Source organism: Streptomyces sp. NPDC050504, assembly GCF_044458065.1.
Lineage (GTDB): Bacteria > Actinomycetota > Actinomycetes > Streptomycetales > Streptomycetaceae > Streptomyces.
Genome location: NZ_JBITHO010000009.1, coordinates 80,987 through 93,328, shown reverse-complemented (window position 1 = coordinate 93,328; position 12,342 = coordinate 80,987). Strand labels below are relative to the sequence as shown.

The following is a 12,342-nucleotide window of genomic DNA, read 5'->3' as shown; positions in this document are numbered from 1 at the left end:
CGCGGCCGACGATCAGGTCAGCGGCGCGGTGGTCGTGCCGTAGAAGGTCAGCGGGGGCCAGCCCTTCGACTGGGCGAGCTGGTTGATCGCGTTGGCGATCTCGGTGTTGGAGATGTCGTGCGCCGCGGACGCGGACTCGGTCCGCACGCTGAACGTGACGGAGAGGAACTCGTCCGCGTCGCCGTAGCTGGTGTCCGCGGAGAACTTGGTGCCCGGCGCGAAGACGACCGTGTTCTCGGCGGTGGTGGCGGTGGCAGCGGTGGTGGCGGTGGCGCCCTCGGAGGCCTGGGCGCCCTCCGGCTTGGGCGCCGCCTCTGCCGCGGCGCCTGAGGCGAGTACCGCTCCGGCGGCGGCGGTTCCCGAGTAGCCCAGCAGTGAGCGTCTGGAGAGCTTCGACATGGTTCCCTCTTTCGTGAAACCTGCGCCTCCCCCGTGGAGGCCGGAGCTTGATCGTAAAGTCGGAAGGCCGGGGGCGGCAGGGAAACAAGATCGTCCGTTTGTGAGCGTGGACGGCGGGGCGGGGCGGGTCGGGGCGAGGCGGGTGTTACGCGGTGGACGCCGCTGCCCGTGCCTGGTTAAGGTGCCCGCATGCCCAGCCCCGAGTCCGACAGACTCTAGCCACCGGTCGTCCGGTGGCGTTCCCGTGCCGTCCGGCCCGCGCCCGTCGCGCGTGCCGTCGACCCTGAGCACCGCCGTCGGACAGCCGTAACTCCCTTCCCCGTTCCCGTTTTCCGCGCGGTGACCGCGTGCGCCCTCGTACCGGCGCGCGCCGAACACCGCCGCTTCGTCGTGGAGTTGTGCTGTGCCACCTGCCGTGTATCTGCTCGGTCTCGCCGTCTTCGCCCAGGGCACGTCCGAGTTCATGCTGTCCGGGCTCCTCTCGGACATCGCCCGCGACATGGACGTCTCCCTGCCCGCCGCCGGAGCGCTCACCTCCGCCTTCGCCGTCGGGATGGTCGTCGGGGCGCCCCTGATGTCCGTCCTCAGCCTGCGCTGGTCGCGGCGCGGCGCCCTGCTGGCGTTCCTGGCCGCCTTCCTGCTCGCCCATGTAGTCGGAGCCCTCACCCACAGCTTCGGGGTGCTGCTCGTCACCCGCGTGGTCGGGGCACTGGCCAACGCCGGATTCCTGGCGGTCGCCGTGGCCACCGCGGCCGCGCTGGTCGCGCCCGACGCCAAGGGCCGGGCCACCTCCGTACTGCTCGGCGGCGTCACCGTCGCCTGCGTCGCCGGAGTCCCCGGCGGCGCCCTGCTGGGCCAGGAGTGGGGCTGGCGCGCGGCCTTCTGGGCCGTGGTCGCCCTGTCCGTGCCCGCGCTCCTCGCGATCCCGCACTCGGTTCCTGCCGACGAGGCGGGCGCCGAAGTCCCCGACGCGCGAAGCGAGTTGCGCGCCCTTCGGGACGCGCGCCTCCTGTTGACCCTGCTGCTGGGCGCCCTGGTGAACGGCGCGACCTTCTGCGCCTTCACCTACCTCGAACCCCTCTTCACCCGCGTGACCGGCTTCGGCGACAGCTGGGTCCCCGTGCTGCTCGCCCTCTTCGGCCTCGGCTCCTTCGTCGGCGTCACCCTCGCGGGCCGGGTCTCCGACGCGCGCCCCGTCCCGCTGCTGACGACCGGCGGGGCCGCGCTGCTCGCCGGATGGGTACTCTTCGCGCTCGGCGCCGGACACCCCGCGGCGGCCCTCGTGCTCGTCTTCGTCCAGGGCGGACTGTCCTTCGCGGTCGGCTCCACGCTGATCACACGGGTGCTGTACGCGGCGAACGGCGCGCCGACCCTGGCTGGCGGCTTCGCGACGGCCGCGTTCAACGTGGGCGCGGCCGTCGGGCCCGCGCTGGGCGGGCTCGCCATCGGGGCAGGGCTCGGCTACCGCGCTCCGCTGTGGGCGAGCGCGCTGCTGGTGGCCCTCGCCTTCGTCGCCGCGGCAGCGGGCGCCAGCGTGCTGCGCGGGAAGGTCAGGGGGGAAGCAAGGAGGAAAGTCAGCGGTGAAGCCAGGGGGGAAGCAAGGGGGACGCGTACCCCCGGCTCGTGATCAGGCGTCCCGCTCGCCGCTCGCCTCGGCGCGGGCCAGGAGGAGGTCGCGTTCCCGCGCGTTGCGGGTCAGGGACGCCGCCCGCTCGAACTCCGCCCGCGCCTCGGCGCCCCGCCCCAGCCGCTCCAACAGGTCGCCCCGGACGCTCGGGAGCAAGTGGTAGGCGGCCAGGGCCGGTTCGTTCACGAGGCGGTCGACGACGGCCAGGCCCGCCCGAGGGCCTTCGGCCATCGACACGGCGACCGCCCGGTTCAACTCCACCACCGGAGAAGGGGCGATCGTCGCCAGGTGCCCGTACAGCACGGCGATCGCCGCCCAGTCGGTGTCCTCGTAGCGGACCGCCCGCGCGTGGCAGGCGGCGATCGCGGCCTGGAGCGCGTAGGGCCCCGCCTGCGGGCCGAGCCCCGACCTGGCCAGGGATTCGATGCCGCGCCCGATGAGGAGGCGGCTCCAGCGGGTGCGGTTCTGGTCGGCGAGCAGCACCGGTTCGCCCTTGGGTCCCGTACGGGCCGGGATCCGGGACGCCTGGAACTCCACCAGGGCCGCCAGGCCGTGGACCTCGGCCTCGTCCGGCATCAGGCCCGCGAGGACGCGGGCCAGTCGCAGGGCGTCCTCGCACAGCGCGGGGCGCACGAGGTCGTCCCCGGCCGTCGCCGAGTACCCCTCGTTGAAGACCAGGTAGATGACTTCGAGGACGGAGGCGACGCGCTCGGCGCGCTCGGCGGCGGCCGGCACCTCGAAGGGGACGCCCGCCCTGGCGAGCGACCGCTTGGCGCGGACGATGCGCTGGGCGACGGTCGCCTCGGGCACCAGGAAGGCGCGGGCGATCTCCTCGGTGGTCAGCCCGCCGAGCAGCCGCAGCGTGAGGGCCACCCTGGCGGGGGTGGAGAGCACCGGGTGGCAGGCGGTGAAGATCAGCCGCAGCAGGTCGTCGTCGATGCCGTCGGGGTCGGCGGGCTCGGGCGGCGGCACGTCCTCCAGCGTCCGCCCCACCTCGGCCAGCTTGCGCGCGTACGTCTCCTTGCGCCGCACGAGATCGATCGCCCGGTGCTTGGCCGTGGCCATGAGCCAGGCGCCCGGCTTCTCCGGCACGCCCGCCCCCGGCCACTGTTCGAGGGCGGCGACCAGGGCGTCCTGCGCCAGCTCCTCCGCGATCCCCACGTCCCGCACGATGCGGGCGACCCCGGCGATGATCCTCGGGGACTCGATCCGGAACACGGTCTCGACGGTGCGGGCGGTGCTCTCCGTGCGTGCCCCGCCCGCCGCGTCCGCGGTGTCGCCGGTGTTCGTCGTGCCTGCCGTACCTGTCGTACTCGCTCCCGTCACGGCCACATCAGAGCAGCCGTACGGGGGACCGGCAAGCGAGGGCCGGGTCAGCCCTCGGCGATCTCCCTGACCTCGGCGGTGATGGTCCAGTACTCCTCGTGGGTGCTGAGGAAGCGCCTGGTCCACTCCACGGCCTCGGCCTTGTCCTTGGCCTGGACGATGGAGTAGCCGCCGACGACCTCCTTGCTCTCGGTGAAGGGGCCGTCGGTGACGTCCAGCCTGCCGCCGGACCAGGAGACCACGGTGGACTCGGAGGCAGGGGCGAGACCGGCCGTGTCGAGCATGACCCCGGCCTTGGTGATCTCCTCCAGCAGGGCGCCCATGCGCTCCTGGAGCTCGGGGCTGGGGCCGCCCTCGGGGGCGGTCTTCTCGTCGACGCGGATCAGCGTAAGGAAGCGCGGCATGGTGACTCCTCGGTCGGGCGGGCGGGGTCTCTCCCCGCCTCTCACCCCTCTGTCGAACGGGAGGGGCCCGGATCGACACCCTCGCCGAAATTTCTTCGAAGTTTTTCTGCGGCAGATCTTTCGGGGGATTCCTCCCGGTCGCCACTCGGGAGGGACCCCAGCATGCTGGACCGGTGGGGAGTGACGCGGGTCACTCGGACGGGGCGATCAGTTGCCCGGGAAGCGGTGGTCATAGCTGCGAGACCACCGCGGCGGGCGGCGGCGGATCCGTTCCGTCCGCCGGACCGTCCGCATCCCGCGTGAGGAGCATGGGCATGGACCGCGATCGCATTCTGGAGTGGACGAAGGCCGAGAGGCTGGGCGTCGCCGACTTCCTGGAGGGCCTGGACGGCCACGAGTGGCGGACGGACTCGCTCTGCGCCGGCTGGACCGTGCACGACGTGGCGGCCCATCTGACGCTGTCGACGCGCACCACGGTCAAGGACGTGCTCAAGGGCGCGGTCAAGGCGCGCGGCAACTGGGAGCGGATGGAGTTCGACGCGGCGAAGGCGAGGGCGGGCGCCTTCGGGCCCGCGGAGCTCGTCGCGCAGATCCGCGAGACGGCGGGCTCGGCCCGCCGCGCGCCGATGTCGTCCCCGTTGGACCCGCTCACCGACTTCCTGGTCCACGGCCAGGACGTCGCGCGACCCCTGGGCCGCGTGCGCCCCATGCCCGTCGAACAGACGGTCGCGGCGCTTCGACACGTCGTGTCGAGCCCGTTCTACGGCGCCGGGAAGCGGCTGCGGGGCGTGCGCCTGGTGGCGACCGACGCGGACTGGTCGACGGGTGGGGGACCGGACAGGGCCGAGGGCCCGGCGGGCGACCTGCTGCTCCTGGCGACGGGGCGGCCCGCGGGCCTCGCCGGGGTCACGGGGCCGGGCGCGGAGCGGCTCGCGGCGGTGCTGTCGTAGGAGGTGGTGCTTTCGTGGGAGGCGGTGCTGTTGTGAGTGGCGGTGCTGTTGTGGCATGCGGCGGCCGGGCGAGGTCGTCGACGGCGGGGTACGGCTCGTCCGCAGCCGTACCGTGCACGAAGGTCCGCACCGCCCCATGCCAGGGCTCGCCGTTACGCGTCGGGTGCCTCAAGGAAGAAGTCGGCCACCGCTGCGGCGATCGGGGCGGGGTCCGTCTCGGGGCCGAAGTGGTCCAGCTTGGGGTAGAGCTTCAACCGGGAGCCGGGCAGGATCTCGTGGATGCGCGGGGCCGCGCGTCCCGCTCCGGTGCTCCGGACTTCTTTGCCCGCCATCAGCAGTACGGGCTGGGTGAGGTGCCCGTACTCGCGGAACGTGGTGTCCCGGGCGGCGATTTCGGCGTGTTCGCGTATCGCGGCGGGCAACAGGGCGTGCTTCTGAAGCCGTTCGGCCTTCTTGATGGCGAGCGGGAGGATCAGGCTCAGCAGCCAGCGCGGCGCCTTGCCGCTGGTCTCGGGGTTGACGCCCCGTACGAACGTCAAGAACGCCTCGGCAGGCTGCCCGGCGTCGAGTTGCTCGCGGCACCGCTCGGCCCAGTCGACGGGGATGGACCCGTCGATGGACACGCCCGGCTCGTAGACGGCGATGCGCTCGAAGGCGGAACCGGCCAGCGCGGCCTCCAGGGTCAGGAAGCCCCCGAAGCTGTGGCCGAACACGAACCGCGCACCCGTGGCCGCGCGCACGGCCTCGATGTCCGCGCACTCGGCCCCCGCGCTGTACGCGGCGCCCTGCGGGCCGCTCGCGCCGCGTCCCCGCCGCTCGATGACGTGCACCGTGAAGCGGTCCGCCAACTCCCCGGCCAGAGCGTCGAAGTCGGCCGCGAGCGCGAACGCCCCGGGCACCAGCAAGAGCCCCGGACCGTAACCGGAACTGCGGTAGCCGATGACGGTGCCGTCGGCGGAGCGCACCGATCCGACCGTCACGTCCGGCGCTGTGCCCTGGGCAGTCATTCCGTCCCCCTGTACAAACGATCACTTTGGACCCGCGCACTGTACGGGCCACCGGCGGGATCCGACAGGCGCTCCGGACCGGTGGGACGGGGAAGGGACGAACACGGGAAGCGTGAGACGCCCTGAGAACCAGGGTGAGGAGAGCGTGAGTTCGAGCCATCGGTGAGTGCCGACGGCGACGGTGTCCCCCCTGCTCGGGCGCGACCGGTCCGCCGAACCGGCGGAACTCTTGGACCGCACGCTCACCGCGACCACGTGGGGACGACCGCACGCGGCGGCCCTCGTCCGCCGCCGACTACCGCGTCCTACCGCGTCGTTCCTGGCGCGGAAGTCGAGCTGCTGCCCGGACCCGGGCACTCACCCGCGCCGGAGGATCCCCCGCGGACCGCCGCCCCTTGCCGCCGTTCACCGCGCGCCGCGCACCACCACCCAGAAGGCGTCCGACTCCAGGTCCATGACGACCTCGGCCGCGACGCCCTCGGCGCGCCGGGCCCGCGCGAACTCCTCCGCGGGCAGGTTGCCGCGCGGTCCGCCCGCGGGAAAGCGTTCCAGGACTGCCAGAAACGATCGACGCATGTCGTACTCCCTTGCCACGTCCGGCTCCAACGAATGCCAGGACGTCCCCGTTACGGCTCCGCGGAGCAGGAGCCGCACAGGGGGAGACGCGGTGCGCACCCGCGGGGTTCGCCGGTACGAGCGCCCAAGGTCCGCCGCACCGGGGTCCGTTGGCGAGCTGACCACTCTCGGCACGACCGAAGAGGCGTGCCGCAATACATCAAGTGACGCATTGACCTCATAGAGCTGTTGCGGGTTGCATCTTGTGGACTTCCGGTGGAGAACCGGAGGAGGAGACATGCTCGGGAGGAAAAGGTGCAGATGAACCCGAACCGGAGCACTTCCAGACGTGCGAGAGCCGTCCTGGGCGCGGCGGTCGTGGCCTGTGCGGTCACGGCCGTGGCGTCCGCGGCCGCCACGGCCGTCCCGGTGGGGCCGACGGTCGCGACGGGCGGTCTCGGCGTCGGCGTCGGCGTCGAGAGGATCAGCGTCGCGACCGACGAGGGCTACGGCGCCGCCTCGATCACCCCCGACGGCCGCAGCGTCGTCTTCACGTCGCTGAAGAACGCACAGGGCGGCAACGCGGTGCACGTCCTGGACAGGGACACGGGGCAGACCAGGACGGAGCCCATGACCGAGGTCAGGACCCCGGCGATCAGCGGCGACGGGCGACAGGTCGCCGCCACCACTCCGGGGGACATCAGGACCGGCCTGCGGATCCAGCAGAACTCGCTCGACCTGGGCGCGCTTCCCGCCAACTGCAGCCGCTGCGACTACCCGTCGCTGAGCGCGGACGGCCGCTACCTCGCCTTCAGCGTCCTGGTCAAGCCGGGACTGTTCCGGCACGTCATCGTCGCGGACCGCAACGGCGGCTTCGAGACCGTCGCCGCCCTCAGCACCATGGTTCCGACCCGGCAGTCCATCAGCGGCGACGGCCGCTACGTCGCCTACCAGGACGTCGGGTACCCGCAGGAGGACGTCCGCATCCGGGACCGGACCGCCGGCACCACCTCCGCACCGCTCGAAGGCCCCTCCAAGGCCGCCTCGCTCGTCCAGCTCAGCGACGACGGCAGCAAGGTCGTCTACCTCTCGGGCGCCGACACCTACGTACACGACGTCGCCTCGGGCAGTGCCCAACTGGTGCCGAACGTGAAGGGCGTGGCCATCGACCCCACGGGCCGCTACCTGCTGTACGCGCCGGTCGGCACGACCGGCCCCTCGCTCGTCCTGCGCGACCTCCAGACCGGCACCGACGAGACCGTCTCGGACCAGCCCGCCACGGCCGAGGTCGATTCGGTCAGCGCCGGCGGGCGCGACGTGGTCTTCCAGTCCGCGGCCGACGGCATCGTCCCCGGCGACACCAACGGCAAGTCCGACGTCTTCGTGCGCCGCTTCTTCTGACAGCGCCGCTTCTTCTGACGGCGCCGCTCCTTCTGATCGTGCCGTTCTTCTGATCGTGCTGCTCCAGTGATCGTGCTGTTCCCTGATCGTCCCGGCGACCGACCGGCCCCTCCGCCGCACCCGCCGACAGCGAGGGGGAGCGAAGGCTTACGCTCCCGCTGTCCGCCGTGCGCCCCCTCATGGGTGTGGCGGACCCGGGGCGCCGCGGCCACAGTTGGGTGTCCGCGGCAGGGTGCCGCGGACAGGCCACCGGCTACGGCATTGGGGGAAGCGTGATCATCTGGATCAACGGAGCGTTCGGCGCGGGCAAGACGAGCGCCGCCCGCGAACTGATCGACCTGATCCCGAACAGCACTTTCTACGACCCCGAACTGGTGGGAGCGGGCCTGAGCCGGCTGCTGCCGCCCAAGCGCCTCGCCGAGGTCACCGACTTCCAGGACCTGCCGATCTGGCGCAGGCTGGTCGTCGACACGGCCGCGGCCCTGCTCACGGAGGTGGGCGGGGTGCTGGTGGTGCCCATGACGCTGCTGCGGCAGGAGTACAGGGACGAGATATTCGGCGGGCTGGCGGCCCGCCGCATCCCTGTCCGGCACGTGCTGCTCGACCTTGACGAAACGATCCTGCGCGTACGCGTCGCGGAGCGCGAGGAGCACGAGGGCGACCCCGACGCGAGCGAGCGGGTGCGCGAGTGGGCGTACGCGCACATCGAGCCGTACCGCACCGCGCGCGACTGGATCCGTCGGGAGGCGTACGCGGTCGACACGGACGCGCTGACCGTACGGGAGACGGCCGAGCGCATCGCGGACGCCGTGCGCAGCGGCGCGGCCGGCCCCTGCGACATCGTGCAGACGCCCGAGCCGGGGGCCGAGACCGTCGCCGCGGGCGTCCTGCTCTTCGACGAGCAGGACCGGGTCCTGCTCGTCGACCCCACCTACAAGCCGGGCTGGGAGTTCCCCGGCGGGGTCGTCGAGAAGGGCGAGGCACCCGCGCGGGCGGGGGTGCGGGAGGTCGCGGAGGAGATAGGGGTACGGCTGGAGAAGGTGCCCCGGCTCCTGGTGGTCGACTGGGAGCCGCCGAGGCCGCCCGGGTTCGGCGGGCTGCGGATGCTCTTCGACGGCGGCAGGCTGACGGGCGAGGTCACCCTGCCGGGGGCCGAGCTGCGGGACTGGCGGTTCGTCGGCGAGGCGGAGGCAGCGGGGATGCTTCCTCCGGCGCGCTACGAACGGCTGCGGTGGGCGCTGCGCGCCCGGGAACGGGGGACGGTGCTCAACCTGGAGGCGGGGAAGCCGGTCTGACGCACCATCGGGTCGCGGACCGGCTCAGACGGTTTCCGCCGCGACCTTGCCCAGGATCGCCGCCGCGTCCACCGTCAGCGGGTCGCCGTGCCCCACGCAGACCGTGCTGGGCGCGAGCGCGGCCAGTCGCCTGAACGTCGCGATCGCCTCGGCGCGGTCGGTGTTGAAGACGCCCAGCATGACCTGGCCGAGCGTCGCGACGCAGTCGCCGGTGAACAGCACGCCGTGGCGCGGCAGATGGACGGAGAGCGAGCCCGGGGTGTGACCGGGGGAGTGCACGGCGACCGCCCCGCCGAAACCGAGCGGGTCACCGTCCTCCACCTCCCGGTCCACCCGGGTGGGCGGGGCGGGCGGAACGGTCAACCCGTGCTCGTACAAAGGCACTTCCCAGTCGAGCAGCACGGGCTCGGGAACCGGCTGCTCGCCCCTGATCGCGGGGGCGTCCAGCCGGTGCGCGACGATCTCGGCGCCGTGCCGGTCGGCGAGTTCCTGGGCCGCGCCGACGTGGTCGCGGTGGCAGTGGGTGAGGACGATGCGGGTGAGGTCGGCGGGGTCGTAGGAGAGACTGCGTATCGCGTCTTCGATCTCGCCCGCGGCGTCCTTGTGCCCCGCGTCGACGAGCGTCAACTCGCCGGTGTCGTCCCGCCAGAGGTAGGCCTGGCCGATCGGGAAGCGGAGCATGTGGAGCCGGGGGCGCACGGGTACGAGATCCATGGGGCGAACGTACGCCGGGGAAGGCGCCGAGTGGCCGGATCTACGCTGTCGGCGATGTTCGCCCAGCGCACAACGGGGGCGCACGGCAAAGCCGCGCGGCGGGACCGTACGAGCCAAGTCGGTACGAGCCAAGGTGGTACGAGCCAAGGTGGTACGAGCCGGGACCGTACGAGCCAAGGCCGGGCGAGACGGGGGCGTACGGCAGGCCCGCGCGGCACGGCGTGCGGAGCGGCACGGGCGAGCGGGGTGTCCGGCCGGGCGGGCCCGGCGGCACCCCGCGCGTCCGGTCACCCGCGCTCGGGAGGTCGGGTCCGCCTCATGCCGCTCGCCCCCAGGCTGCCGTGCCGGGACGCCCCGCGCGACGGCCGTTGATGGACGGCACCGACGTGTGCTCGGCCGTCGCCAGGACGGCGCGGCCGGTGTGCTTGCCGTCGTACAGCGCGGCGTCCGCCGCGCGCTGGAGCCGGGACAGGTCCCGGGTGCCCAGCCGCTCGGGTACCGCGACGCCGATGGAGGCAGCCACGTCGACGGACCGGCCGTCGTCCACGACGACCGGCATGTGCAGCATCCGCACCAGCTGGGCGAGGCGCGCCTCGCGCCGCTCGGGCGCGGCCCGCGCAACGATCACGAACTCGTCGCCCCCGAGCCTGCCGACGGCCGCCCGCTTGCCCGCCCAGGCCGCGAGCCTGGCGGCGGTCGCCGCCAGCACCGCGTCGCCCGCCGCGTGCCCCAGCGTGTCGTTGATCTCCTTGAAGTGGTCCAGGTCGACCATGACCAGGACGGCGTCGTCGCCGCTCCTGTTCAGCACCTGCCGCGCCTGGACGGTGAAGCTGTCGCGCCGCAGCAGCCCCGTCAGCGGGTCGCGCCTGGCGGCCGCCAGCCGCCGGTGCAGCGCCAGCACGTGCACGGTCCAGCCGGTCAACGGCACGGCGGCGGTGGTCAGTAGGAGCGTGCGCTGCCCGAACCGGGCCGACGCGGTGGAGTAGAGCGCCATTGCGGGGTCCTCCGTCTCGTTTCGTACTCGGTCTTGTCCTTGATGACATGTGAGTGCCGCACACGGGCCGTATCAAGAAGGCCGTATCAAGAAGGCGGTGCAAGGCCCGTACCAAGAAGGCGGACGCGAACGCCGCGGCGCCCCGGTCCACGAGGGACGGGGCGCCGCGGCGCGACGCGGTCCCCGCCGGCCGGGCCGACGGGGACCGCGGGTGCTACGCCTGCTTCGACGCCGCGTAGTTGCCGAGGAACAGCGCCTCGGACAGGGCCAGGCGCTCCAGCTCCTGCGGCGACACGCTCTCGTTCACGGCGTGGATCTGCGCCTCGGGCTCCGAGAGGCCGATCAGCAGGATCTCCGTCGACGGGTACAGCGCGGCCAGCGTGTTGCACAGCGGGATCGAGCCGCCCATGCCGGAGACCTGCATCTCCTGGCCCTCGTACGCCTCCTTCATGGCCTCGGCCATCGACGCGTACGCGGGCGAGTCCACGTCGGCCTGGAACGCCTGGCCCTGTCCGACCTGCTCGAACGAGACCTTCGCGTTCCACGGGACGTGCTTCTCCAGGTGCGCGAAGAGCAGCTTCGTCGCCTCCGCCGCGTCCTGGCCCGGCGGCACCCGCAGGCTGATCTGCGCGCGGGCGCTCGCGGGCACGGACGGCGCGGCGCCGGCGACCGGCGAGCAGTCGATGCCGACGACCGTCACCGCGGGCCGCGCCCAGATCCGGTCCGCGACCGTGCCGCCGCCGATCAGGTCGACCCCGTCGAGCACCCGCGCGTCCTGGCGGAAGTCCTCGTCCGGGTACTGCAGCCCCTCCCACGACGCGTCCGCCGCCAGACCCTCGACCACCGTCGAGCCGTCCTCGGCGCGCAGCGAGTCCAGCACCCGGATCAGCGCGGCCAGCGCGTCCGGCGCCGCACCGCCGAACTGTCCCGAGTGGAGGTTGCCCTGGAGCGTGTCCACCTTGACGCGGACCATCGTCATGCCGCGCAGCGTCGCCGTGACCGTCGGCAGACCGAGCCGGAAGTTGCCCGCGTCACCGATCACGATCGCGTCGGCGGTGAGCAGCTCGGGGTGCTCCTCGGCGTACCGCTCCAGGCCGCCCGTGCCCTGCTCCTCGGAGCCCTCGACGATGACCTTGACGGTCACCGGGACGCCGCCGTTCGCCTTCAGCGCCCGCAGCGCCACCAGGTGCATGATGAAGCCGCCCTTGCAGTCGGCGGCACCGCGCCCGTACCAGCGGCCGTCGCGCTCGGTCAGCTCGAACGGCGGGCTGATCCACGCCGATTCCTCCAGCATCGGCTGCACGTCGTAGTGGGCGTACAGCAGAACGGTCGGCGCGCCCTCGGGGCCCGGCAGCACGCCGTACACCGACTGGGTGCCGTCGGGCGTGTCGAGGAGCGCGACGTCCTGGAAGTCCTCGGCGCGCAACGCGTCGGCGACCCAGTTCGCCGCGCCCTCGCACTCGCTCTTCGGCGCGACCGCCGGGTCGGCGACCGACTGGAACGCCACCAGTTCGGTCAGTTCCGTCTTGGCCCGGGGCATCAGGGAGGCGACGGTTTCGGCGATCGGGCGGGCGGTCATGGGCACGCTCCTCGTGGGTGCGACGTTGGTATGTGTGTATGGGGGATCCTCCCACAGGGAGCCCGGCCCGGACCGCGCCGTAGGATGCCCC

The 12,342-nt window shown here is 72.9% G+C and carries 12 protein-coding genes and 1 pseudogene; 5 read left to right on the top strand and 8 right to left on the bottom strand.

The window, feature by feature from the left end:
• Nucleotides 1-12: 12 nt before the first annotated feature.
• On the bottom strand, nucleotides 13-399 hold the full coding sequence (locus ACIBNE_RS30700) for a twin-arginine translocation signal domain-containing protein (protein WP_399277321.1): 387 nt from the start codon (nucleotides 397-399) through the stop codon (nucleotides 13-15).
• 403 nt (nucleotides 400-802) lie between these two features.
• Here ACIBNE_RS30700 and ACIBNE_RS30695 point away from each other — a divergent pair, with 403 nt between their 5' ends.
• Complete coding sequence (locus ACIBNE_RS30695; protein ID WP_399277320.1) at nucleotides 803-2,026, top strand: Cmx/CmrA family chloramphenicol efflux MFS transporter; 1,224 nt, start codon at nucleotides 803-805, stop codon at nucleotides 2,024-2,026.
• Here ACIBNE_RS30695 and ACIBNE_RS30690 read toward each other — a convergent pair whose 3' ends face one another.
• Together ACIBNE_RS30690 and ACIBNE_RS30685 are read right to left on the bottom strand one after the other, a co-directional pair.
• Nucleotides 2,027-3,244, bottom strand: coding sequence for an RNA polymerase sigma factor (locus tag ACIBNE_RS30690; RefSeq protein ID WP_399277767.1), 1,218 nt, complete (start codon nucleotides 3,242-3,244; stop codon nucleotides 2,027-2,029). It lies immediately after the preceding gene.
• Between the two features lie 155 nt (nucleotides 3,245-3,399).
• A complete protein-coding gene (locus ACIBNE_RS30685; protein ID WP_399277318.1) occupies nucleotides 3,400-3,756 on the bottom strand; it encodes a YciI family protein in 357 nt (118 codons plus the stop codon).
• Between the two features lie 314 nt (nucleotides 3,757-4,070).
• On the opposite strand from ACIBNE_RS30685, the gene ACIBNE_RS30680 reads away from it, so the two are divergent.
• Nucleotides 4,071-4,706, top strand: a complete 636-nt coding sequence (locus tag ACIBNE_RS30680; RefSeq protein ID WP_399277316.1) for a maleylpyruvate isomerase family mycothiol-dependent enzyme — start codon at nucleotides 4,071-4,073, stop codon at nucleotides 4,704-4,706.
• A 152-nt stretch (nucleotides 4,707-4,858) separates the two neighbouring features.
• Here the strand turns inward: ACIBNE_RS30680 and ACIBNE_RS30675 are convergent, their stop codons facing one another.
• Nucleotides 4,859-5,713: an alpha/beta fold hydrolase gene (locus tag ACIBNE_RS30675; RefSeq protein WP_399277314.1), complete on the bottom strand. Its 855-nt coding sequence runs from the start codon at nucleotides 5,711-5,713 to the stop codon at nucleotides 4,859-4,861.
• 294 nt (nucleotides 5,714-6,007) lie between these two features.
• Between ACIBNE_RS30675 and ACIBNE_RS30670 the strand changes: the two are divergent.
• Nucleotides 6,008-6,109 (top strand): annotated as a pseudogene (locus ACIBNE_RS30670) (alpha/beta hydrolase); the annotation flags it as partial.
• 9 nt (nucleotides 6,110-6,118) lie between these two features.
• On the opposite strand, the gene ACIBNE_RS30665 reads toward ACIBNE_RS30670, so the two are convergent.
• Entirely contained in the window at nucleotides 6,119-6,289 is a 171-nt protein-coding gene (locus tag ACIBNE_RS30665; RefSeq protein WP_399277312.1) for a hypothetical protein, read from the bottom strand.
• A 300-nt stretch (nucleotides 6,290-6,589) separates the two neighbouring features.
• Here ACIBNE_RS30665 and ACIBNE_RS30660 point away from each other — a divergent pair, with 300 nt between their 5' ends.
• The gene (locus tag ACIBNE_RS30660) at nucleotides 6,590-7,669 is read left to right on the top strand and encodes a hypothetical protein (RefSeq protein ID WP_399277310.1); all 1,080 of its coding nucleotides are present in this window, start codon (nucleotides 6,590-6,592) and stop codon (nucleotides 7,667-7,669) included.
• Nucleotides 7,670-7,941: 272 nt separating this feature from the next.
• Nucleotides 7,942-8,964 (top strand): NUDIX domain-containing protein, encoded by a 1,023-nt coding sequence (locus ACIBNE_RS30655; protein ID WP_399277308.1) that lies wholly within the window; start codon nucleotides 7,942-7,944, stop codon nucleotides 8,962-8,964.
• Nucleotides 8,965-8,988: 24 nt separating this feature from the next.
• Here ACIBNE_RS30655 and ACIBNE_RS30650 read toward each other — a convergent pair whose 3' ends face one another.
• From ACIBNE_RS30650 to ACIBNE_RS30640, 3 genes are all read right to left on the bottom strand, one after another.
• A complete protein-coding gene (locus ACIBNE_RS30650; RefSeq protein WP_399277306.1) occupies nucleotides 8,989-9,678 on the bottom strand; it encodes an MBL fold metallo-hydrolase in 690 nt (229 codons plus the stop codon).
• A gap of 316 nt (nucleotides 9,679-9,994) precedes the next feature.
• Nucleotides 9,995-10,672 carry a GGDEF domain-containing protein gene (locus ACIBNE_RS30645; RefSeq protein WP_399277304.1) on the bottom strand — a complete coding sequence of 226 codons (678 nt, stop codon included), beginning with the start codon at nucleotides 10,670-10,672 and terminating at the stop codon, nucleotides 9,995-9,997.
• Between the two features lie 214 nt (nucleotides 10,673-10,886).
• A complete protein-coding gene (locus ACIBNE_RS30640; RefSeq protein ID WP_399277302.1) occupies nucleotides 10,887-12,251 on the bottom strand; it encodes a dipeptidase in 1,365 nt (454 codons plus the stop codon).
• Between the last annotated feature and the right edge of the window lie 91 nt (nucleotides 12,252-12,342).